General features: G+C 67.6%; 19 protein-coding genes and 2 tRNA genes. 8 read left to right on the top strand and 13 right to left on the bottom strand.

Translation table 11 applies throughout. The features are described from left to right. Positions 1-37 precede the first annotated feature (37 nt). Complete coding sequence (locus ACJH6H_RS23180) at positions 38-613, top strand: DUF3515 domain-containing protein (protein WP_133425936.1); 576 nt, start codon at positions 38-40, stop codon at positions 611-613. Here the strand turns inward: ACJH6H_RS23180 and ACJH6H_RS23185 are convergent. From ACJH6H_RS23185 to ACJH6H_RS23195, 3 genes are read right to left on the bottom strand one after another with little or no spacing between them, the layout of a single operon-like run. Continuing rightward, a complete protein-coding gene (locus ACJH6H_RS23185; protein WP_133425935.1) occupies positions 610-1,719 on the bottom strand; it encodes a D-alanine--D-alanine ligase family protein in 1,110 nt (369 codons plus the stop codon). The genes ACJH6H_RS23180 and ACJH6H_RS23185 overlap by 4 nt on opposite strands. 20 nt (positions 1,720-1,739) lie before the next feature. Then, positions 1,740-2,843, bottom strand: a complete 1,104-nt coding sequence (locus ACJH6H_RS23190) for a cystathionine gamma-lyase (RefSeq protein ID WP_133425934.1) — start codon at positions 2,841-2,843, stop codon at positions 1,740-1,742. A gap of 4 nt (positions 2,844-2,847) precedes the next feature. Then, positions 2,848-3,846 carry an NAD(P)H-dependent glycerol-3-phosphate dehydrogenase gene (locus tag ACJH6H_RS23195; RefSeq protein WP_174814031.1) on the bottom strand — a complete coding sequence of 333 codons (999 nt, stop codon included), beginning with the start codon at positions 3,844-3,846 and terminating at the stop codon, positions 2,848-2,850. A gap of 43 nt (positions 3,847-3,889) precedes the next feature. Here ACJH6H_RS23195 and cofC point away from each other — a divergent pair, with 43 nt between their 5' ends. The 3 genes from cofC (at position 3,890) to ACJH6H_RS23210 (ending at position 7,762) form a co-directional block, all read left to right on the top strand. Further along, positions 3,890-4,546 carry a 2-phospho-L-lactate guanylyltransferase gene (gene cofC / locus ACJH6H_RS23200; RefSeq protein WP_064860485.1) on the top strand — a complete coding sequence of 219 codons (657 nt, stop codon included), beginning with the start codon at positions 3,890-3,892 and terminating at the stop codon, positions 4,544-4,546. 58 nt (positions 4,547-4,604) lie between these two features. Then, complete coding sequence (locus tag ACJH6H_RS23205; RefSeq protein WP_374704296.1) at positions 4,605-6,770, top strand: RNA degradosome polyphosphate kinase; 2,166 nt, start codon at positions 4,605-4,607, stop codon at positions 6,768-6,770. Between the two features lie 62 nt (positions 6,771-6,832). Beyond that, positions 6,833-7,762 carry an NUDIX domain-containing protein gene (locus ACJH6H_RS23210; RefSeq protein ID WP_406775896.1) on the top strand — a complete coding sequence of 310 codons (930 nt, stop codon included), beginning with the start codon at positions 6,833-6,835 and terminating at the stop codon, positions 7,760-7,762. 71 nt (positions 7,763-7,833) lie between these two features. On the opposite strand, the gene ACJH6H_RS23215 is transcribed toward ACJH6H_RS23210, so the two are convergent. From ACJH6H_RS23215 to leuC, 3 genes are all read right to left on the bottom strand, one after another. After that, a complete protein-coding gene (locus ACJH6H_RS23215) occupies positions 7,834-8,490 on the bottom strand; it encodes an HU family DNA-binding protein (RefSeq protein WP_029118439.1) in 657 nt (218 codons plus the stop codon). A 248-nt stretch (positions 8,491-8,738) separates the two neighbouring features. After that, positions 8,739-9,332: a 3-isopropylmalate dehydratase small subunit gene (gene leuD, locus ACJH6H_RS23220; protein ID WP_020103818.1), complete on the bottom strand. Its 594-nt coding sequence runs from the start codon at positions 9,330-9,332 to the stop codon at positions 8,739-8,741. Positions 9,333-9,344: 12 nt separating this feature from the next. Further along, positions 9,345-10,769 (bottom strand): 3-isopropylmalate dehydratase large subunit, encoded by a 1,425-nt coding sequence (gene leuC / locus ACJH6H_RS23225; RefSeq protein ID WP_020103819.1) that lies wholly within the window; start codon positions 10,767-10,769, stop codon positions 9,345-9,347. 75 nt (positions 10,770-10,844) lie between these two features. Between leuC and ACJH6H_RS23230 the strand changes: the two genes are divergently transcribed. The 3 genes from ACJH6H_RS23230 (at position 10,845) to ACJH6H_RS23240 (ending at position 14,209) form a co-directional block, all read left to right on the top strand. Beyond that, positions 10,845-11,546: an IclR family transcriptional regulator gene (locus ACJH6H_RS23230; RefSeq protein ID WP_029105769.1), complete on the top strand. Its 702-nt coding sequence runs from the start codon at positions 10,845-10,847 to the stop codon at positions 11,544-11,546. 124 nt (positions 11,547-11,670) lie between these two features. After that, positions 11,671-12,984: a DUF1800 domain-containing protein gene (locus ACJH6H_RS23235; protein WP_322790396.1), complete on the top strand. Its 1,314-nt coding sequence runs from the start codon at positions 11,671-11,673 to the stop codon at positions 12,982-12,984. 10 nt (positions 12,985-12,994) lie between these two features. Next, positions 12,995-14,209, top strand: a complete 1,215-nt coding sequence (locus ACJH6H_RS23240; protein WP_138248784.1) for a DUF1501 domain-containing protein — start codon at positions 12,995-12,997, stop codon at positions 14,207-14,209. Positions 14,210-14,262: 53 nt separating this feature from the next. Here ACJH6H_RS23240 and ACJH6H_RS23245 read toward each other — a convergent pair. The 5 genes from ACJH6H_RS23245 to ACJH6H_RS23265 all read right to left on the bottom strand — a co-directional run bounded on the left by ACJH6H_RS23245 (position 14,263) and on the right by ACJH6H_RS23265 (position 18,054). Beyond that, positions 14,263-14,335, bottom strand: a tRNA-Glu gene (locus tag ACJH6H_RS23245). 60 nt (positions 14,336-14,395) lie between these two features. Continuing rightward, positions 14,396-14,467: transfer RNA gene (locus tag ACJH6H_RS23250), tRNA-Gln, on the bottom strand. A 128-nt stretch (positions 14,468-14,595) separates the two neighbouring features. Further along, on the bottom strand, positions 14,596-16,053 hold the full coding sequence (gene gltX / locus ACJH6H_RS23255; RefSeq protein WP_138248783.1) for a glutamate--tRNA ligase: 1,458 nt from the start codon (positions 16,051-16,053) through the stop codon (positions 14,596-14,598). 1 nt (position 16,054) lies between these two features. Then, on the bottom strand, positions 16,055-16,837 hold the full coding sequence (locus tag ACJH6H_RS23260; RefSeq protein WP_212811937.1) for a fumarylacetoacetate hydrolase family protein: 783 nt from the start codon (positions 16,835-16,837) through the stop codon (positions 16,055-16,057). Between the two features lie 26 nt (positions 16,838-16,863). Further along, positions 16,864-18,054, bottom strand: a complete 1,191-nt coding sequence (locus tag ACJH6H_RS23265) for a prolyl oligopeptidase family serine peptidase (RefSeq protein WP_406775897.1) — start codon at positions 18,052-18,054, stop codon at positions 16,864-16,866. 75 nt (positions 18,055-18,129) lie between these two features. Between ACJH6H_RS23265 and ACJH6H_RS23270 the strand changes: the two genes are divergently transcribed. Beyond that, positions 18,130-19,344 (top strand): MFS transporter, encoded by a 1,215-nt coding sequence (locus ACJH6H_RS23270; protein WP_406775898.1) that lies wholly within the window; start codon positions 18,130-18,132, stop codon positions 19,342-19,344. A 244-nt stretch (positions 19,345-19,588) separates the two neighbouring features. Here ACJH6H_RS23270 and ACJH6H_RS23275 read toward each other — a convergent pair whose 3' ends face one another. Together ACJH6H_RS23275 and ACJH6H_RS23280 are read right to left on the bottom strand one after the other, a co-directional pair. Then, the gene (locus ACJH6H_RS23275) at positions 19,589-21,187 is read right to left on the bottom strand and encodes a hypothetical protein (protein ID WP_237162782.1); all 1,599 of its coding nucleotides are present in this window, start codon (positions 21,185-21,187) and stop codon (positions 19,589-19,591) included. Between the two features lie 371 nt (positions 21,188-21,558). Continuing rightward, positions 21,559-21,867, bottom strand: coding sequence for a helix-turn-helix domain-containing protein (locus ACJH6H_RS23280; protein ID WP_082761789.1), 309 nt, complete (start codon positions 21,865-21,867; stop codon positions 21,559-21,561). Between the last annotated feature and the right edge of the window lie 46 nt (positions 21,868-21,913).

Here is a 21,913-nt window from a genome sequence, read left to right on the forward strand (position 1 = left end):
GGCCGCCCGGGGCGACGGGCGCTCTAGAGTTGCCGTCATGACCGAACCCGGCGACCACAGCGCCCTGGCCGGCGATCCGGATGGGCCGCCCCGCGGCGCCATCATCGCGGCTGTCGTCGTGGCGGTCGCCGCTATCGTCGGTCTGCTCGCGTATGCGGCACTGCGGCAGGCGCCCGCGGACAAGCCCGTTGCGCTCCCGCTCGCCGGCGCGCCGGCGCCGCAGGCCGACAGCGACCAGTGCCGGGCACTCCTCGCGGCGCTGCCCGACACCATGGGCGATTTCCGGCGGGCGACGCTCGCGGACCCCGCCCCGCCCGGCGCCGCCGCGTGGCTGGGCCCGACCGGCATCGACACGGTGGTGTTGCGCTGCGGTGTCGAGCGGCCCGACGATTTCGTGGTCGGCGCCCCGCTGCAGATGGTGAATGCGGTGTCGTGGTTCGAAGCCAGCGGCCCCTCGGCCAGCACCTGGTACGCCGTCGACCACGGGGCGCAGGCCACCTACGTCGCGCTGACGCTGCCGCAGGGCTCCGGCCCGACACCGATCCAGACCATCTCCGAGCTCATCGAAAAGGTGATGCCGCCCCGGCCGCTGGACCCGGCACCGGCCCGCTAGCGCAGACCGGTCCCCCGCCCGACCGCGGTATCGACCATGACGCTGAGCAGCGTGGCGTAGTCGACACCACTGGCCGCCCACATCTGCGGGTACATCGAGATGGTGGTGAAGCCGGGCATGGTGTTGATCTCGTTGATCACCGGCCCGTTCTCGGTGAGGAAGAAGTCGACGCGGGCCAGGCCCTGGCAGTCCAGCGCCTTGAACGCGCGGATGGCCAATTGCCTGATCTCGTCGGCGGTTTCGTCATCGACCTTGGCGGGCACGTCGAGTTCGGCGGCGTCCTCGAGGTACTTGGTGGCGAAGTCGTAGAACCCGCCACCCACGCGAATCTCGCCCAGCTCACTGGCCGCGATCCGGCCGTCCGGGTACTCCAGCACGCCGCATTCCACTTCGCGGCCCGGCATCGCGGCTTCCACGATCACCTTCGGATCATGTTGGCGCGCATAGGCGATCGCCTGATCCAGCTCGTCCCACGACGCGACCCGGCTGACACCGATGGACGATCCGCCGCGGGCCGGCTTCACGAACACCGGCAACCCCAGCCGTTCCCGGTCGTCGAGGCTCAGCGTCGCGTCGCGCGGCCGCAGCACCACCTGGTCGCCGATCGGCAGGCCGTCGGCGGCCAGCAGCTTCTTGGTGAATTCCTTGTCCATCCCGGCCGCGCTGGCCAGCACACCCGCGCCGACGTACGGCACCCCGGCCAGTTCCAGCAGGCCCTGGATGGTGCCGTCCTCGCCGTACGGGCCGTGCAGTACCGGGAAGACGACGTCGACGGCCGTCAGCACCTGCGCTACGCCGTCCTGCAGCGACAGCAGTTCGCCGCGGCGGTTCGGATCGGCGGCCAGCGTCAGAGCGGTTCCGGACGCCTCGGTGACACCCGGCAGCTGCCCGTCGGTGATGGCGAGGGTCTCCGGACGACCGTCGCCCAGCACCCAGGAACCCTCCGGGGTGATGCCGACGGCGACGACCTCGTAGCGGGCCGGGTCCAGGTTCCGCAGGATGCTCCCGGCCGAAACGCAGGAGATGGCGTGCTCTGAGCTGCGTCCGCCGTAAACGACGGCGACCCGGGTACGGCCGGCGGCTGCTGAGGATTGAGGGGCAGTCACAATCTGGAGAGGCTACCTGGCTACCCCAGTGCACCCGTGATGTCGGCCAGTAGGTCGTCGGTGTCCTCGATCCCGAGCGATATCCGCGCAAAACCTGGTTCCACCGCATCGCCCCAGCGTGCGCGCCTGTCGACTGAGGTGTGGATACCGCCGAAACTGGTCGCGGCAACCAGCAGCTGACTGCGGTTCACCAGCTCCCGCACGGCGGCGGCGTCGGCCAGCTCGATCGCGATCAGGCCGCCGAAACGTCGCATCTGATCGCGGGCGACGGGGTGCGCCGGGTCGGTCGGCAGGCCCGGATAACGCACGGTCCGCACGGCGGGGTGGGCGTCGAGCGTCATCGCCAGCGCCAGCGCGTTGCCGCACTGCCGCTCGAACCGCAGACCTGCGGTGCCGAGGCTGCGCAGGGCCAGCCAGGCCTCGAAGTGGCCGAGGATCGCGCCGGCCAGCAGGCGGTCGCGTTCGATGGCGGCCATGAGGTCGCGATGGCACCCGGCGACGTAGCCGGCCAGCAGGTCGCTGTGCCCGGACAGCCCCTTCGTCGCGCTGGCCACCACCAGGTCCGCGCCGAGCGACAGCGGCCGCTGCCCCAGCGGGGTCGCGGCGGTGTTGTCCACCATGAGGGTCGCGCCGCGGGAGCGGCAGATCGTGGACAACCGGTGCAGGTCGACGACATCCAGCGTCGGGTTGACGGGAGATTCGGCGAGCACGACGTCGGCGCCCGCGGCGGCGTCGTACATCTGCGCGGCGGTCGCCTCGATCACCGTGACGCCACGGGCCGCGAGATGCTCGGCCGCGTATCTGCGGACCTGGTAGTAGCCGTCGGCGGGGACCACGAGCGTGGTGCCGGGGGTTGCCAGCACCCGCAGCGCGGACGATATGGCGGCCATCCCCGAGGAGAACGTCAGCGCCGAGGTGGCGCCCTCCAGCTCGGCCAGGGCCGATTCCAGTTGACGCCAGGCCGGATTGGAGTTGCGGCCGTAGAAGTCCAGACCGTCCGATTCGTCGTCGGACAGGTGATACGCCGCCACCGGAACCGGGGGCGGCGCCACCGGCAGCCCTGGAACCCGTTGCGACGCAGTCGCTTTGACGCTACGGGTGGAGTCGCCGAGCTGGCCGTCCACGGCCCTACTCCGGCTTGGTGCTGCGGCCGAGCAACAACGCGAACGCCTGGTCCACCGACAAACCCTTGTGGCACACCCGGTTCACCGCGTCGGTCAGCGGCATCTCGACGTCGTAACTCTCGGCCAGCGCCAGCACCGACTGGCAGGACGTGACGCCCTCGGCGACCTTGCCGCTGGCCGCGGCCGTCGCCGACTCCATGGTGCCGCCGCGCGCCAGGCGCTCGCCGAAGCTGCGGTTGCGGGACTGCGGCGAGGTGCAGGTGGCGACCAGATCACCGACGCCGGCCAGTCCGGCCAGCGTTACGCCCTTGGCGCCGAGCGCGATTCCCAATCGCATGATCTCGGCCAGCCCGCGGGTGATGATCGCGGCGGCCGTGTTCTCGCCGAACCCGGCGCCCGCCGCCATCCCGCAGGCCAGCGCGATGACGTTCTTGCAGGCCCCGCCCACTTCGGCGCCGATCACGTCGGCGCTGGTGTACGGCCGGAAGTAGCCGGTGGCGAAGGCGCGCTGCAACGCGACCGCACGTCCCGAATCGGTGCACGCGATCAGCGTGGCGGCCGGCTGCTCGTCGACCACTTCGCTGGCCAGGTTGGGTCCGCTGAGGACGGCGACCCGGCTCGGGTCGGCACCCGTGACCTGGACGATTACCTGGCTCATGCGCAACAGGTTGTCGAGCTCGATGCCCTTGGCCACGCTGACGAGCGTGGTGTCGTCACCGAGGTATCCGGTCCAGGCGGTCAGATTGGTGCGCAGCGTCTGGGACGGCACCGCAAGCAGCACGGTGCAGGCGCCCGTCAGCGCCTCGGCGGGATCCGCCGTCGCCTTGATGGACGCCGGCAGCGTCCGGTCACCGAGATACTTCGAGTTCCGGTGGGTCTCGTTGATCTCGCGCGCCACCTCCGCGCTGCGCGCCCACAACGTCACATTGTTGCCCGCGTCCGCCAGGACTTTAGCCAGTGCCGTCCCCCACGCGCCGGCACCCATCACCGCTGCCTCCACCACGCGTCAACAGTAGCCCCGCCGGCCCTTTGGCAGTATGGCGGTCATGAGCGGCGACCCGAGGGTGCAGACGGCCGACGGTGGCGCCGGCGTCGGGTTGATCATCGCGGTGAAACGACTGGCCGCGGCCAAGACCCGACTGGCCCCGGTTTTCGCCGGCGATCTGCGCGAGCAGGTGGTGCTCGCGATGCTGCTCGACACCATCACCGCCGCCCTGGCCGTGCCGGCAGTCGGCTCGGTGACTGTCGTCACCCCGGACCCGGACGCCGCCGCCGCGGTGCGCGAACTCGGTGCCGGCGTGCTGCTGGACCCCACGCCGGCCGGTCACCCCGATCCGTTGAATCACGCACTCGCCGCCACCGAGCGCGCCCTGCGGGACCGGGTGACGAACATCGCGGTGCTGCAAGGTGACCTGCCTGCGCTGCGCACCGCGGAATTGGCCGACGCAATCGCCGGCGCCAGTCGGCATGCCCGCAGTTTCATCGCCGACCGGCACCGGACCGGCACCGCGGCACTGTTCGCCTTCGGTGCCCCACTCGTTCCCGAGTTCGGCGCCGATTCCGCACGGCGCCATGCCGATTCGGGCGCGGTGGAACTGCCGGGTGACTGGCCGGGCCTGCGCTGTGACATCGACACCCCGGACGACCTCGAGACGGCGCGCCGGCTCGGTGTCGGCCCGGCCACGACGCGGATCGTCGGCTGACCACCGGCGTTCACCAACCATGTGGCCTGCACCCAGCAGATAGGGAATGATCGTCGGGGTGACCGAAGCCGACACCCGTTCAGCACACACCGACCGCACACCCGTCGACTCGGACCCGGAGACACTGCCCGCTGCCACCGCGGATCCGACGGACGGCGCGCTACCCGATGACCGGTACCTCAACCGCGAGCTGAGCTGGCTGGACTTCAACGCCCGGGTGTTGGCGCTCGCCGCCGACCGGTCGCTGCCGTTGTTGGAGCAGGCCAAGTTCCTGGCGATCTTCGCCTCGAATCTCGATGAGTTCTACATGGTCCGGGTGGCCGGGCTGAAGCGCCGTGACGAGACCGGGCTCTCGGTCCGGTCGGCGGACGGGCTGTCGCCGCGCGAGCAACTGCGCCGGATCGGTGAACGCACCCAGCAGATCTCGACCCGACACGCCACGGTGTTCGGAGAGGTGGTGCGCCCGGCACTGGCCGAGCAGGGCATCACGATCGTCAACTGGAGCGAGCTGGACGAGCACGAGCAGTCCAAGCTCTCCACGTATTTCCACGATCAGGTGTTCCCGGTGCTGACGCCGCTGGCCGTCGACCCCGCGCACCCCTTCCCCTTCGTGAGCGGCCTGAGCATCAACCTCGCCATCACCGTGCGCAATCCCGACGACGGCACCCAGCACTTCGCCCGAATCAAGGTGCCGGACAACGTCGATCGGTTCGTGGAGCTGCCCGAGCCGGGCACGACGGGCGACGGCGTGAAGTCGCGCGTGCGGTTCCTGCCGATGGAAGAACTCATCGCGGCGTTCCTGCCGGTGCTGTTCCCCGGGCTGGACATCGTCGAGCACCACGCGTTCCGGATCACCCGCAACGCCGACTTCGAAGTCGAAGAAGATCGCGACGAGGATCTGCTGCAGGCGCTGGAACGCGAGCTGGCGCGCAGGCGGTTCGGCTCACCGGTTCGGCTCGAAGTCGCCACCGACATGACCGAGAACATGCTCGACCTGCTGCTGCGCGAGCTCGACGTGCACCCCGGCGACGTGATCGAAGTTCCTGGACTGCTGGACCTTTCGTCACTGTGGCAGATCTACGGCGTCGACCGGCCCGACCTGAAGGACCGGCCGTTCGTGCCGGCCACGCCCCCGGCGTTCGGCGAGCGGGAGACACCGAAGAGTATCTTCTCGACGCTCCGCGACGGCGACGTCCTGGTGCACCACCCGTACGACTCGTTCTCCACCACGGTGCAGCGTTTCATCGAGCAGGCCGCCGCCGACCCGAATGTGTTGGCCATCAAGCAGACGCTGTACCGCACCTCGGGTGACTCCCCCATCGTCAACGCCCTGATCGACGCCGCCGAGGCCGGCAAGCAGGTGGTGGCGCTGGTGGAGATCAAGGCCCGGTTCGACGAGCAGGCCAACATCAAGTGGGCCCGCGCGCTGGAGCAGGCGGGCGTGCACGTGGTGTACGGGCTCATCGGGCTCAAGACCCATTGCAAGACGGCGTTGGTGGTGCGTCGCGAAGGTTCGACCATCCGCCGCTATTGCCATGTGGGCACGGGCAACTACAACCCGAAAACCGCACGCCTGTACGAAGACGTCGGCCTGCTGACGGCCTCGCCGGAGATCGGCGCCGACCTCACCGACCTGTTCAACTCGCTGACCGGCTACTCACGCAAGGTGTCGTACCGCAACCTGCTGGTCGCTCCGCACAGCGTGCGGCGCGGCATCATCGAGCGCATCGAGCGCGAGATCGAGGCCAAGCGGGCCGGCGGCGACGGCCGGATCCGGATGAAGATGAACGCCCTGGTCGACGAACAGGTCATCGATGCGCTGTATCGGGCGTCGCAGGCCGGGGTGCGGGTCGAGGTCGTGGTCCGGGGTATCTGCGCGCTGCGTCCGGGCGCCGAGGGATTCTCCGAGAACATCGTCGTGCGCTCGATTCTCGGCCGCTTCCTTGAACATTCACGCGTTATTCACTTCAACGCCATCAATGAATTCTGGATCGGCAGCGCCGACATGATGCATCGTAATCTCGACCGACGCGTCGAGGTGATGGCGCAGGTGAAGGACCCGAGACTGACCGAGGAGCTGAGCGGGGTGTTCGATTCCGCGATGGATCCGGCCACCCGTTGCTGGGAGCTGGGTCCGGACGGACACTGGACCGCGCTGCCGCGCGAAGGCGAGAAGGTCCGGGATCACCAGGTGTCGATCATGGAGCGGCATCGCACGCCGTAGTTTTCGCCCGGCGGCAACGCACCGCGAAAACCTGATCCCGACAACCACATCCAGGAGCACAGGTGCCGAACAAGACGGCGCATGACACCCGCGCGACGCCGGTGCTGGCAGCGGGGGCGGTGTTGTGGCGCCCCGGCGAATCCGGCGCGCCACTGATCGCCGTCGTCCACCGACCGCGCTACGACGACTGGTCTCTGCCCAAGGGCAAGGTGGATCCCGGTGAAACCGAACCGGTTACCGCCGTACGGGAAATCCTGGAAGAGACCGGGTACGAGTCGGTGCTGGGCCGCCGGCTGGCCTCCGTCAGCTATCCGCTGGAGTACGGCACCAAGAAGGTTCGCTACTGGGCGGCCCGCACGACCGGCGGCGGGTTCAGCCCCAATGCCGAGGTCGACAAGCTCGACTGGCTGCCGGTGGCCGAGGCCATGCTCCGGCTGCAATATCCGCATGACCGAAAAGTTCTGCGGCGCTTCACCCGTCGGCCCGCCGATACCCGCACCGTGCTGATCGTCCGGCACGCAACCGCGGGCCGCAAGGCTCGGTACAAGGGCGACGACCGGCTGCGGCCGCTCGACAAGAAAGGCCGGGCACAGGCGGAATCGCTTGTCGGCCAACTGCTCGCTTTCGGGGCCAGCGAGGTCCATGCGGCGTCGCGGACCCGGTGCCACCAGACCGTGGAACCGCTGGCGCAGGAGCTCGGTGTCCGGGTACGGGATGAACCGACGCTGACCGAAGAGGCTTTCGCGGCCGACGCCGACGCGGCCCGCAAGCGGGTGCTGAAGATCGCCGCAAAAGCCGACGACGAAACGGTCCCCGTCATCTGCACGCAGGGCAAGGTGATCCCGGACCTGATTTCGTGGTGGTGCGAGCGCAGCGGTATCCGGCCCGACAAATCGCGTAATCGCAAGGGCAGCATGTGGGTGATGTCACTGCACGGTGACACGCTCGTCGCCGCCGATCACATCGGCAGCCCCTTGCCGACCAAAAGCTAGCGCTCCACACACAGACACGCCGTGGATCGATTGATCCACGGCGTGTCCGAGTCGGACCTATCGGATAGGGCTTAGCGGCGGCCCTTCTTGGCGGGAGCAGCCTTCTTCGCCGGAGCGGCCTTCTTGGCGGGAGCGGCCTTCTTGGCCGGAGCCGCAGCCTTCTTCGCCGGTGCAGCCTTCTTCGCCGGTGCAGCCTTCTTGGCCGGAGCCGCAGCCTTCTTCGCCGGTGCAGCCTTCTTGGCGGGAGCAGCCTTCTTGGCCGGAGCCGCAGCCTTCTTCGCCGGAGCGGCCTTCTTGGCGGGAGCGGCCTTCTTGGCCGGAGCCTTGGTGGCGGCAGCCTTCTTGGCGGGAGCAGCCTTCTTGGCCGGGGCGGCCTTCTTGGCAGCGCCGCGCTTGGCCGGAGCTGCGGTGGCGCCGCGCTTCACGGCGGGGCCATCAGCCGAAAGACGCTGCTGGCCAGCGACAACGGCCTTGAACTGAGCGCCCGGGCGGAAAGCCGGAACCGACGTCGGCTTCACCTTGACGGTCTCACCGGTGCGCGGGTTGCGCGCAACGCGGGCGGCGCGGCGACGCTGCTCGAAGACGCCGAAGCCGGTGATGGTGACGCTCTCACCCTTGTGCACGGCGCGGACGATGGTGTCCACGATGTGCTCGACGGCCGCGGTGGCCTGACGACGATCGGTGCCCAACTTTTCTGTCAGGGCATCGATGAGTTCTGCTTTGTTCATCCAAAACCTCCGATTTCAGTGGCCCTGGCTGGACCGACTAATGCACACGGTAAACCCAGTACCCGCCGATTTCCAAGAGCCACGCCCGGTTTCGGGCATAGCTATGACGAAATTCGGCAATCCGGTTGGCCCACTTGGGAGGTGGTTGAGAGGTTTCGAAACGTGGTTGCGGGGGCAGGGATTCGAGCTGCGCCCGAGTGCCGAAATTGCTCCGCAGGCCCTCTGACGGGACCTGCGGAGCCCCTTGGTCAGGCCGGCAGAGTGCGCGGTTTGTAGCTCGGCCGACGCTTCTCGAAAGCCTCGATCTCGTCGCGTTTTCGCAGCGTAAGGCCTATATCGTCAAGTCCTTCGAGCAGCCGCCACGCGGTGTAATCGTCAATCTTGAAGGGCAGCACGACCGTTCCCGCGGTCAAATTCCGATCTTGAAGATTCACAGTGATTTCCAGCCCCGGATTCTGCTCGATGAGCTTCCAGAGCAGTTCGACATCGTCCTGTGCGACCTCCGCGGCGAGCAATCCGGCCTTGCCAGAATTTCCCCGAAAAATATCTGCGAAGCGCGACGAGATGACGACCCGGAATCCGTAATCCATCAATGCCCACACCGCGTGTTCGCGCGACGAGCCGGTGCCGAAATCGGGTCCGGCGACCAGAACCGAGCCGCGGTCGAACGGCGGGAGGTTGAGGATGAACGACGGATCGGTGCGCCAGCCGGCGAACAGTCCGTCCTCGAAACCCGTTCGGGTGACCCGCTTCAGGTACACCGCGGGGATGATCTGGTCGGTGTCGACATTGGACCGGCGCAGCGGAACGCCGATTCCGGTGTGGGTGTGGAAAGCCTCCATTACAGTGCGCTCCTAGCTCAGATCAGCGGGTGAGGACAGGGTTCCGCGCACCGCGGTGGCGGCGGCGACGGCGGGAGACACCAGGTGGGTGCGGCCGCCCTTGCCTTGGCGGCCTTCGAAATTCCGGTTGGATGTGGAGGCGCTGCGCTCGCCCGGAGCCAGCTGGTCGGGGTTCATGCCCAGACACATCGAGCAGCCGGCCTGCCGCCACTCGGCGCCGGCGGCGGTGAAAACCTCTCCCAGACCCTCGGATTCGGCCTGTGCACGCACCGCCATCGACCCGGGCACCACGAGCATCCGCACGCCGTCGGCGATCTTGCGGCCACGCAGCACATCGGCCACCACCCGCAGATCTTCGATCCGGCCGTTGGTGCAGGAACCGACGAACACGGTGTCCACCGCGATGTCCCGCATGGGCGTATTGGCCCGAAGGTCCATGTAGGCCAACGCCTTTTCGGCGGCCAGCCGGTCACCTTCATCGAACATTTGTTCTGGGTCAGGGACATTCGCGGACAGCGGCACGCCCTGCCCGGGGTTGGTACCCCAGGTGACGAACGGGCTCAGGGTGGCCGCGTCGATGTGCACCTCGGTGTCGAATTCGGCACCCTCGTCAGTACGTAACGCCGTCCAGGCCGCCACGGCCGCGTCCCAATCCGCCCCCTGCGGCGCATGCGGACGGCCCTTGAGGAACTCGAACGTCGTCTCGTCGGGCGCCACCATGCCGGCGCGGGCACCCGCTTCGATGCTCATGTTGCAGATCGTCATGCGGCCTTCCATCGACAGCGATTCGATGGCACTGCCGCGGTATTCGATGACGTGACCCTGGCCGCCGCCGGTACCGATCTTGGCGATCACCGCGAGAATGATGTCCTTGGCACTGACTCCCGGTGGCAGTTCGCCGTCGACATTGACCGCCATGGTCTTGAACGGCTTGAGCGGCAACGTCTGGGTCGCCAGCACATGCTCGACCTCGGACGTGCCGATGCCCATCGCGATCGCGCCGAAGGCACCGTGCGTCGAGGTGTGGCTGTCACCACACACCACCGTCATACCGGGCTGGGTCAGACCCAGCTGCGGTCCGATGATGTGCACGATGCCCTGCTGCGCGTCACCCATCGGGTGCAGGCGGATGCCGAATTCCGCACAGTTGCGCCGCAGCGTCTCAACCTGAGTGCGGGACACCGGATCCGCGATCGGCTTGTCGATGTCGATCGTGGGGACGTTGTGGTCCTCGGTCGCGATGGTGAGGTCCGGGCGATGGACGGGACGACCGGCCAGGCGCAGGCCGTCGAATGCCTGCGGGCTGGTGACCTCGTGCACCAGATGAAGGTCTATATAGATGAGATCGGGTTCGCGGGCGGCGCCTTCACCGGCACCCTCGACCACCACATGGTCCGCCCAGACCTTCTCCGCCATGGTGCGTGGCTTGTTCGTCATGACTGTGCAGTTCCTTCCGCGATACCCGGGAGGGCTGACCTACCATCTCACAATGCGAGACGTTAGTATCTCCCTGTGAGACAGGATAGCGGCATCGGCGTCCTCGACAAAGCGGTGGGTGTGCTGCATTCAGTGGCCGAGTCACCGTGTGGACTGGCCGAACTGTGCACCCGGACCGGGCTGCCCCGGGCGACCGCCCACCGACTGGCCGCGGGCCTGGAGGTCCATCGACTTCTGGCCCGCGACAACGAAGGACGGTGGCGGCTCGGCCCGGCACTGACCGAACTGGCCGGGCAGGTAAACGATCCGCTGCTGAGCGCTGCGGGCGCGGTACTCCCCCGACTACGCGAGATCACCGGCGAGAGCGTGCAGCTCTATCGCCGGGAAGGCATGGCCCGGGTGTGCGTCATGGCCCTCGAGCCACCGTCGGGCCTGCGCGACACCGTGCCGGTCGGCAGCCGGCTGCCCATGACCGCCGGCTCCGGCGCCAAAGTCCTGCTGGCGTACAGCGATCCCGCCACCCAGCAGGCGGTGCTGCCGACGGCGAAGTTCACCGACCGCGTCCTGGCCGAGGTCCGCCGGCGCGGTTGGGCACAGAGCGCCGCCGAACGTGAGCCCGGCGTGGCCAGCGTCTCGGCGCCGGTGCGGGACAACCGCGGCGCGGTGATCGCGGCGGTGTCGGTCTCCGGGCCGATCGACCGGATGGGCCGGCGCCCCGGCGTGCGCTGGGCGAGCGATCTGCTGGCCGCGGCCGAAGCGCTCACCCGCCGCCTGTGAGACGAACCAGCAAACCTTTGAATACGCCGCATACGGTGACGACGGTGGCGCCGATCACCTAAGTTCCTAAGTGACCCCGGCAGCGCCGGCGGGGACGTACCGCTGTAGGAAAGTAGGTTTCATCGTGTCGCAGCCACCGCAGTGGCTGGCAACCGCACGGATGCTGCGCCGCACCGGCTTCGGAACCACCGGAGCCCAGGTGGATGCTGTCGTCAAACAGGACTGGTCGGGGTATCTCGATTGGGCGCTGAGCCTCGATCCGAACGCCGACCCGGGTGCCATCGCGACCCCGATGCCGAAATCCGCCATCCCGCAGTACCCACCGTCGGGCGCCTCGGCCACCGAGATCGCCACATTCGGCCAGGAACTCGTGGCGCGCATGCAGGAACTGTCGGGGTGGTGGTTGCGCCGCATGGCCGCCGTGCAGCAGCCCGTCCACGAGAAGCTGACGCTGTTGTGGCACAACCACTTTGCCACCTCGGCGGAGAAGGTCAACGCGGCCCAGTTGATGGGCGAGCAGAACGAGAAGCTGCGTACCCTCAAGCTCGGTGACTTCGGCAGCCTCGCGTGGGCCATGCTCACCGACGGTGCGATGCTGCACTGGCTCGACGGTGACGTGAACACCGCCGCGGCGCCCAACGAGAACCTGTCCCGGGAGTTCATGGAGCTCTTCACCATGGGACATGCCAACGGCTACACCGAGATCGACGTCAAAGAGGGCGCCAAGACCCTCACCGGGCGGCACCTGAAGCCCGACGGCAGCACTGTCATCTACGCCGAGCATCATGACGAGTCCGTCAAGACCGTGCTCGGTGTCACCGGCAACCTCACCGACACCGACTTCTGCAACATCGTCCTGCGTCAGCCCGCCTCCGCGGCGTTCGTCGCCGGAACCCTCTGGCGCCTGCTGGCTTCGGACCAGCCGGCCTCCCCCGACACCGTGACCCGCCTGGTCGCCGCCTACGGCCACAACCGAGATCTCAAGGCGCTCACCAAGGCCGTCGTGCTCGATCCCGAATTCACCAAGGCCGCCGGCACCGTCGTGAGCACTCCCGTGGAATGGCTGATGGGCATCGTCCGGTCGCTCGCGGTTCCCCTCGACGACGAGCACGTCCTCGCCGACCTCGACCAGGTGCTCCGGGTGATGGGTCAGCGCCCCTTCTATCCGCCGGACGTCGGCGGCTGGCCCCGCGGCCAGCTCTGGTTGTCGACCAACAGTGCGGCGGCGCGGGTCTGGGCCGCCAACCGGCTGCTGGCGCTCAGCGACATCAGCGCCGTCGAGCAGATGGCGTCCAGTGAGCGGATCGACGGCGTCGGTTACCTGTTCGGCATCGGCGCCTGGTCGGATCGCTCGGCAGCCGCGCTCAAACCGTTGGTCTCCGATCCACACCGGCTGGTGGCAGCGGCCGTCATCACCCCCGAGTACGTGACGTCCTGAAGAGATCCCCATGCCCGAGTTCAATCGCCGCAAGTTCTTGATCGCCAGCGCCGGGGCCGGCGCCGCCGGTCTGCTCGGCGGTGTCGCCGCGGTGACGCTGCCCGATCTGCTGCGCGAAGGTCAGGACCGTCCGCTGCCGACCAACCAGGGCATCCTGGTGATCGTCACGCTCTACGGCGGCAATGACGGCCTCAACACCGTTATCCCGTACGCCGACAACGCCTATCACGACGCCCGCCCCGAACTCGCCTACAAGCCCGAGGAAGTGCTCCACCTCGATCCGGCGTTCGGGCTCAACCCAGCGCTCACCGGGATGTCGAAGCTGTGGCAGTCCAACAAGCTCGCGATCGTGCGCGGTGTCGGCTACCCGAGGCCCGACCGCAGCCACTTCCGCTCCATGGACATCTGGCAGACCGCCAACCCCGTCGACGCGGTCACCAGCGGCTGGATCGGCCGCTGGCTCGACACCAGCGGCGACGACCCGATCCGGGCCGTCAACATCGGCACCGTGCTGCCGCCCCTGGCCGTCGGCCAAAAGCACGTCGCGGCATCACTTTCCGACTTCGTGCCGGCCATCCCGCCCGACGTCGCGCGCACTTTGGCCGCGCTCAGCGCCGACGACCCGAACGACACCACCGCCATGAGCCAGGTGTGCGAGTCCTACCGTGCCAACCACGCCACCAACAGCCGCTTCGCGCCGGTGATCAACGGCCGCCTGCAGACCATCGGCCAGGCCGACAACCAGTTGGCCAGCGACCTGGAACTGGTGGCCCGCTGCATCCGCGCCGGGGTGCCCACACAGGTGTACATGACGCAGCTGCTGGGCTTCGACACACACGCCGACGAGCGCGCCCCCCAGCAGGCATTGCTCAAGACCCTCGACGACGCCCTGACGCCGTTCTTCCACAAGCTCCAGGGCACGCCGTACGGCCGCAACGTCGTGGTGCTGATGTACTCGGAATTCGGGCGGCGCGTCGCGGCCAACGCCTCACAGGGCACCGACCACGGCACGTCCGGTCCGGTGTTCATCGCCGGCACCCCCGTCAAGGGCGGGTTCTACGGCGACGCACCGAGCCTGACCGATCTCACCGACGGCGATCTGAAGACCACCGTCGACTTCCGTGACGTTTATCACGAACTGCTCCACGGCACCCTAGGCGCCGATCCGGAGCCGTCGGTCGGGCGCGGCCGGCGGGATCTCGGATTCCTGGCCGGCGGCAGGTGAGACCCCGAGAAAGACAAAACGCCGGACCTGTTGTCAGGTCCGGCGTTCGTACGTACCCCCGATGGGATTCGAACCCACGCTACCGCCGTGAGAGGGCGGCGTCCTAGGCCGCTAGACGACGGGGGCTAGAACTTCCGGAGCGATAGCTTAGCTCAGTTGCGCTGGCTGACCTAATCGCTCCGGCAGCTGGGGTACCAGGACTCGAACCTAGAATGGCTGAACCAGAATCAGCTGTGTTGCCAATTACACCATACCCCATTTGATGCCCATCACCGCAGGTCACGGGCATCTTCGGCCTGGAAACCTCAGCGGATGTTCGCCGCTTTGCGCTTTCCGGGCCGACGAGCAGACTACCAAACAGTTGGCCCTGCCTTTAAATCGCCCGCTCACAGGCCGTTTCGGGCCGCCTGCAACCGCGCCAGACTGCGCTCACGGCCGAGCAATTCCATCGACTCGAACAGCGGCGGGCTGACCGTCGCGCCGGTGACCGCCACCCGGATGGGACCGAACGCCTTGCGGGGCTTGAGTTCCAGGCCGTCCAGCAGCGCCGCCTTGAGCGCGGCCTCGATGTTGGCGGTGTTCCACTCGCCGACGCCCGCCAAGGCGCTCAGCGTCGCGTCCAGGACCTCGGCAGCCTCGGGCTTGAGTTCCTTGGCCGCCGACTTCTCGTCGATCACGTAGGCGTCGTCGTTGAAGAACTTCACGAGGTCCCACGCGTCGCCGAGGACCACGATGCGGGTCTGGATCAACTCGGCCGCCGCGGCGAAAGCCAAGGCGTTCAACGTGGTGTCGTGGCCGTGCGCGTCGAGATACGCCTTGAGCCGTGCGGCGAAGTCCTCCGGGGCCAGCCGGCGGATGTGCTCGGCGTTGATGGCGTCGGCCTTCTTCTGGTCGAAGCGCGCCGGGTTCGAGTTGACGTCGGCCACGTCGAACGCCGCCACCATCTCGTCGAGGCTGAAGAGGTCGTTGTCGTCGGCGATGCCCCAGCCCAGCAACGCCAGGTAGTTCAGCAGGCCCTCGGGGATGAATCCGCGGTCGCGGTGCAGGAACAGGTTGGACTGCGGGTCGCGCTTGGACAGCTTCTTGTTACCGTCACCGAGAACGCTTGGCAGGTGGGCGAATTGCGGCACCGCGTCGGCGACACCGATCCGGATCAGCGCCTGGTACAGCGCGATCTGCCGCGGCGTCGACGGCAGCAGATCCTCGCCGCGCAGCACATGGGTGATCTTCATCAGCGCGTCGTCGACCGGATTGACCAAGGTGTACAACGGCTCTCCGCTCGCGCGCGTGATCGCGAAGTCCGGAACCACGCCGGCGGCGAAGGTCGTCTCGCCACGCACCAGGTCCACCCAGGAGATGTCCTCGTCGGGCATCTTGAGGCGCAGCACCGGCTTTCGGCCCTCGGCCTCGAACGCGGCCTTCTGCTCGGCGGTGAGGTCGCGGTCGTAGTTGTCGTAGCCCAGCTTGGGGTTACGGCCCGCCGCGAGGTGCCGGGCCTCGACCTCTTCGGGCGTCGAGTAGGCCTCGTAAACCTCGCCCGCGGCAAGCAGTTTCGCGATCACGTCGCGGTAGAGGTCGCCGCGCTGCGACTGCCGGTACGGCTCGTAGGGGCCGCCGACCTCGGGCCCCTCATCCCAGTTCAGCCCGAGCCAGCGCAGCGCGTCGAGGATCGCGTTGTAGCTCTCCTCGCTGTCGCGCGCAGCATCGGTGTCCTCGATCCGGAAGACGAAGTCGCCACCGGTGTGTCGCGCGTACGCCCAGTTGAAGAGGGCGGTGCGGACCAGGCCGACGTGCGGCGCGCCGGTCGGCGACGGACAGAAGCGAACCCTGACAGGTGTGTTCACGTTATTTCCCTTTACGCACAACAGGATTGGAGAGGGTGCCGATACCCTCGACGGTGATGCTGACGGTGTCGCCGTCCTCGATCGGGCCGACGCCCTCGGGGGTTCCGGTGAGGATGATGTCGCCGGGCAGCAGCGTCATGACGGCCGAGACCCATTCGATGATGGCGCCGACATCGTGCAACAGCAGCGCGGTGTTGCTGTCCTGCCGCTTCTCGCCGTTCACCTCGGTGCGGATGTCCAGATCGGCCGGGTCCACGGCGGTCTCGATCCACGGGCCGACCGGGCAGAACGTGTCGTGCCCCTTGGCCCGCATCCACTGGCCGTCCTTCTTCTGCTGATCACGTGCCGAGACATCGTTCGCGATCGTGTAGCCGAGGATGTAGTCCTTGGCCTTGGCCGCCGGGATGTCCTTGCCCGGACGTTCGATGACCACCGCCAGTTCGCCCTCGTGGTGCACGGGGTTGGCGTCGGCGGGCAGCTGGATCGGGATGTTCGGCCCGATGATCGCGGTGTTGGGTTTGAGGAAGATCACCGGGTCCTCGGGCGGTTCGCTGCCCATCTCGCGGGCGTGCGCGGCGTAGTTCTTGCCCATGCAGACCACCTTGCTGGCCAGGATCGGCGCCAGCAGCCGGACGTCGGCCAGCGGCCAGGAGCGCCCGGTGAAGGTGGGGTTGCGGGACAGGTACTGCTCGGCGATTTCTTTGCAGACCGCATCGGAGTTCGGGTCGCCCTCGATCACGACAAAAGCGACACCGTCTGGACTGGCAATTCGACCTAGACGCATCCGCCCAGCCTAATGAGGCCCGCTGGTCAGCCCGCGAACTGGGCTTGAAGGAACGGCGTGGAGTCCGCCATCGAGGTCAGCACCGTGCTGGAGTGGTCATCCTCGGGGTAGACGTACAGCGCCACGTCCTGGCCGTTGGCCTTGAGTTGGTCGACGAACCTCAGGGTCGACGACGGCGGCACGTCCCGGTCCTTGAGACCGACGCCCAGGAAGATCGGCCGGTCGTAGCCCGCGATGGGCGTGCCCATGAAGTCGGCCAGCGCCCGGCGCATGTCCGGTAGCGACGCCAGTGGGGCGGAGAAGAACTGTGGCGGCGCGAGGCCGGCCACCGCCGCGCTCAGTGGTGCGGTGCACAGGGTCTCGGCCTGGTTCGCCGCGGTCAGGCCGGCAGGCGTGAGCACGCTGTTGACGTCCGGGCGGAGCTCCCGGAAGCCGGCGAGGATGTAGGCCGTGTAGGCCGACGCGATGGGACCCAACCCGGGCGGCAGCACCATGTCAGGGCCTGCCGTGATGATGACGTCGTCGATATTCGCCGGGGTGCCGGTCGCCACGACGCCGCGGTAGTCGAGGCCGCTCCCCTTGCTGAATTCGGTGGCCCACCGCGCGCTCGCGACGGCCGCCGCGCCACCCTGCGACTGCCCGACCAGAGCCCACTTCGGCGACAGCGGCAGGTTCATGTGACGCGCGGCGATCACCGAATCGATGATGGCGTGCGCGGTGGCGACGCTGTTGAGGTAGCTCATCAGACCGGGGGTGCCCAGACCCGTGTAGTCGGAACCGACGACGACGTAACCCTCACTCAGCCAGTGGCTCAGATATTCGTTGTCGCGTGCGCTGCGCGGCTGCGCCGAGGGCGTGCAGTCGTCGCCCAGGCCGACGGTGCCGTGCGCCCAGGCGATGACGGGCCAGCCGCCCGGCGGGGCCTCGCCGGGCGGCACGAACACCACGCCGGTGCTGACCGCCGGCGAATTGTGTTGGTCGGTGGTCGAATACAGGATTCGGTAGGCGCGGGCCGCACCGGCGACCGACAGCCCGGGGTTCAGCGGGACGGTCCGGATGAGCCCGCCCGGCGGCGGCACCCGGTCCGCGAATGCCCGGGCGTCCAGGCCCGACCAGTTCGGCGCAGCTGCCGATGCCGTGGGTATCGGTGCCGCCACCAGCATCAGGCCGGCCACCAAGGCCGCCGTCAAACGTGAGAAGTACGCGCGCTGAGCCATGTTGCCGACCCTAGTTGTTCTCAAATATTGAGAAACAGATTCATATCTTGAGAACCGTGATGGCACCATGAAGCCATGGTCACCAACGTCTCAGCCGTCCGCCGCTGGTCGATGCTGGTGATCGCACTCGGCTCGACGATGTGCGCCAACGTCTTCATCAACGGCGCAGCCTTCCTGATCCCGACGCTGCACGGCGAACGGGGGCTGGACCTGTCGCGCGCCGGACTGGTCTCGGCAATGCCGAGCTTCGGCATGGTGCTGACGCTCATCGCGTGGGGCTGGGTCGTCGACCGGGTCGGTGAACGGTTCGTGCTGACGGTCGGCGCGCTACTGACCTCGCTGGCCGCGTTCGCGGCGGCCTGGGCCGACTCGTTGGTCGCCGTCGGAGCCTTCCTGTTGCTGGGCGGCATGGCGGCCGCGAGCTCCAACTCCGCGAGCGGCCGGTTGGTGGTCGGCTGGTTCCCACCCGAACAGCGCGGGTTGGTGATGGGCATCCGCCAGACCGCCCAGCCGCTGGGAGTTGGGCTGGGCGCCCTGGTCATTCCGCGAGTGGCCGAGTCATCCGGCGTGTCTGCCGCACTGTTGTTCCCCGCGATCGCGTGTCTGGTCGCAGCAGTCGTGACCGCGCTGGGCGTCATCGATCCCCCGCGGCCGCCCCGATCATCTGCTCCCGCAACCGATCTGGCCAATCCCTACCGCGGGTCGTCGGCACTGGCCCGTATCCACGCCGTGTCCGTCCTGCTCGTTGTCCCCCAGTCACTGGTGTGGACCTTCTCGTTGGTGTGGTTGATGACGGCGCACGGCTGGTCGGCCGGCGCGGCGGGCGCCATGGTGACGGTGGCCCAATTGTGCGGGGCCGCAGGCCGAATCGCCGCCGGCCGGTGGTCGGACGTGATGGGATCACGGCTGCACCCGGTGCGCGTGATCGCCGTCTTGGCCGGCGTCACGATGGGCCTGCTCGCATTGACCGACTACCTGCACTGGCCCGTCGCGGTGTTCGTGATGGTGGTGGCGTCGGTGGTGACCGTGACCGATAACGGGTTGTCGTTCACCGCAATTGCCGAAATCGCCGGGCCGTTCTGGAGTGGCCGGGCGCTGGGTGTGCAGAACACGACGCAATTGCTGACGGCAGGCATCGTGCCGCCGGTGTTCGGCGCCCTGATCGGAGCCTTCGGGTTCCCGGCCGCGTTCGCGGTGTGCGCGCTGTTCCCGGTGCTGGCCGTGCCGTTGGTCCCGGTGGCCGCAGACCCGTTGCGCGCCAAGCCCGTTCCCGCCCCCGCCGAGCATTGAGTGTGCGTCTACGCAGGTCACCACTCGCACTTTGTCTGCGCTGACGCGCAGTCAAAAGCGGCCCGGTCGGCAATAGTCACAGCCGTCACTCCAGTCCCGGTCTGCTTGCTGCATACCCATCTGGGATGCGGTATCGCCGGTGCTATCGGCCCATCTCAAGCCGACCGTGGGACCTGACGAGCCGACACGCCGAAGCGAAGCTCGGCAACCCCCACGCTCGGTGTAGAGACGAAGACCGCCACGTTCACCCCGCACTCCCCTGGTAGCGATCTCGCACTTGAATGATCGATCGACGTCGCGCGGCGGTCAGCAAGTCCGCCGCGCCGAGTCTCATGTCACCGTAAGCCGAATGTGGGGCAACCCCGTTCGCACGTAACAACGGCTCGGCACGCTGCGAAACACTGCCCTTGACCCCGAACCACCCCAGCAGTTCAGTGACCGGGGGCGTGCCGAATCGGCCGATGGAGTGGTTGGCTCGGCAGATCACCCAGGCCACGGTGGCCGCTCCGCGTTCCAACGATGCCTTACGACGGAAGATCGCTGGATCGGCCACCGCAGCACGGCCCAGGAAGCGACGCATCGCCGTCCGGTGCTCGACATCGAAGAGCTCGTCTGCGCAGCGGTCGCACAGGGCCAGCACCGTCTCGACGGCGGGCCGGATGTCGTCGGCTATGCCCGCCCAGTCAAACGGCTCATCGTCCAATGGCTCGTCGGTCAGATTCTGCAACTGGAAATGGCCGCCGACCATCGCGTCCAAGCGCTCGAGCATGATCTCTGCGAAGCTTGGGTCGTCATCGGCGAAGCCGCCGAAGCCCTCCCCCAGCAACCGGGCGGCCAGCGCCGCCGCACCCTGCGGACGATCCGTCCGGATCATCCGCTGAAATTCGCCTTCCCATCTGCCGACGGACGCCAAGGTGTCGGCCGTGAGGGTGGCGCTGATGCCTTGGCGGTGGTGGCAGTAGGCGATGAAGGCACGCAACAGACTGGGTAATTGTGCGAGATAACCCGTATCCGCCACTATCTTTCGCGGAGCCCAATCCACGAGAAGGATCTCTACGTTGACGGGGCTCCACCGGTAGGGGTCACCGGGTCCCCACTCGGTCGCGAACCACAAGATCGAGTCCAGCAGACCGTGCGCATCGGCGGTATCCATGGCGTCACCGAACCGCGAGGCGAAGAAATCGTCGGCGATTGCCGTTCTCTCCTTGTCAGTCCATTCATGACGTTCCGGAACCGCGCCTCCGGCAGGCTGCATCCGGACCAGCCATTCGACCAGTGGCCGGCACATGGGCCAGGAATCGGATTCCGGTGGCGGGAACAGTCGCGAACCGTGGTCGATAGCCTTCTCGACTATCGCCCGCGCGTCGGCCGGATGGAACCGCGAGAGTGTCTGCCCGTCTTCAATCGACGGTTGCAGCTGCCGCAGCACGACTGAGATCGCTTCCGGAATGACGAACGCGTCTTTGACCACCGTGCCCATGTTGTGGTCCACATAAACCAGCGCCGTCAACTGCCGGCCGCCGGGGAGCGTCGCGCCGAAGAAATAGTCGTCACCGTCACCGAGAACGTGCGTCAGGAACCACACTTCCGGGTCGGCGCGGGTATCCGCCAGCGCGCCAAGCCAATTCGGCAACGGTTGGCGGCGTGTAGTCAATTCGCGATCAATACGCGCCGCGATCTCCTGGTCGGGCACCATCTCGCGGATGACAGTCAGCGCGGCCGTGGTCTGCGCGAAAGAGGTACCGATCAGCGAGTCGACCAGCGCGTCGAGACTCGGGCCATCGTCATCGCGAGCCCAAGGATTGCGAGATCGTGGGTCGGTGGCAGTGATCAGCCCACTCACGAGTTCGAGCAGTGCCAGCGGCTGGTCAGAGCGCAGAGCAGACCGCAACGCCTGGAACAGCGGCTGGTCCTCAGGTCTGATCGAAGGCGGAGTCGGCACCGACCGAAGGTGACGCTTGGGTTGCTTGCCACGTGCGGACTTGGACATACCGGCCAGCGTAGGTTGTTGCCAACGGACGGAGGGTGAGCGAATCGCTCCTCGCTTACGGATTGGTATCGGATCGGGCTCGAAACCACGGGTCCGGAAGGTGTCACGGTGGCGCCAAGCCGGTCAAGGCCACCGGGCACCCATACAAGCTCATCTTCGGGCGCCGGAACATCGGAGACGCTACTTGGCGTCGATCGGCGCCCACCCAATGGAATGAACCCAGTTCAGTCGCGCTCACTCAAGACTTCGGCCACCAACTCCGCTGCCGACATACCCAATGCATCGCTGAGCGCCACCAACGTTGATAACCGCGGATTGGCCGGGCGCTTGGTCTTTCGGTTGCTGATGCCGCTTTCCAGCAGCTGGTAGTGATTCCGGCTGATACCGCTGGCTTCAGCCAGGGCTTCTTGAGTGAGTCCACGCTCCTCCCGGAGCCCCGCCAACCGTCGACCGAGAGCACCAGCGAGCTTTCGCTCGATCTCGGACTGCGGCACCCCTGCAATCTGCCGATACGCCATTCCGGCGTCGACCATCTATAGATGGCGTAATATGCCGACTTGTCGGCTGCACCATCTATAC

Origin of the sequence: Mycobacterium sp. SMC-21, from assembly GCF_045310825.1 — a bacterium.
Lineage (GTDB): Bacteria > Actinomycetota > Actinomycetes > Mycobacteriales > Mycobacteriaceae > Mycobacterium.

Excerpts from the sequence above, each read along its gene's own strand:
- ACJH6H_RS23260 (WP_212811937.1), bottom strand. The coding sequence starts at position 16,837 with ATGCGTCTAGGTCGAATTGCCAGTCCAGACGGTGTCGCTTTTGTCGTG.
- ACJH6H_RS23270 (WP_406775898.1), top strand. The coding sequence starts at position 18,130 with ATGGTCACCAACGTCTCAGCCGTCCGCCGCTGGTCGATGCTGGTGATC.
- leuD (WP_020103818.1), bottom strand. The coding sequence starts at position 9,332 with ATGGAGGCTTTCCACACCCACACCGGAATCGGCGTTCCGCTGCGCCGG.
- ACJH6H_RS23180 (WP_133425936.1), top strand. The coding sequence starts at position 38 with ATGACCGAACCCGGCGACCACAGCGCCCTGGCCGGCGATCCGGATGGG.
- leuC (WP_020103819.1), bottom strand. The coding sequence starts at position 10,769 with ATGACGAACAAGCCACGCACCATGGCGGAGAAGGTCTGGGCGGACCAT.
- ACJH6H_RS23265 (WP_406775897.1), bottom strand. The coding sequence starts at position 18,054 with ATGGCTCAGCGCGCGTACTTCTCACGTTTGACGGCGGCCTTGGTGGCC.
- ACJH6H_RS23215 (WP_029118439.1), bottom strand. The coding sequence starts at position 8,490 with ATGAACAAAGCAGAACTCATCGATGCCCTGACAGAAAAGTTGGGCACC.
- ACJH6H_RS23240 (WP_138248784.1), top strand. The coding sequence starts at position 12,995 with ATGCCCGAGTTCAATCGCCGCAAGTTCTTGATCGCCAGCGCCGGGGCC.
- ACJH6H_RS23280 (WP_082761789.1), bottom strand. The coding sequence starts at position 21,867 with ATGGTCGACGCCGGAATGGCGTATCGGCAGATTGCAGGGGTGCCGCAG.
- cofC (WP_064860485.1), top strand. The coding sequence starts at position 3,890 with ATGAGCGGCGACCCGAGGGTGCAGACGGCCGACGGTGGCGCCGGCGTC.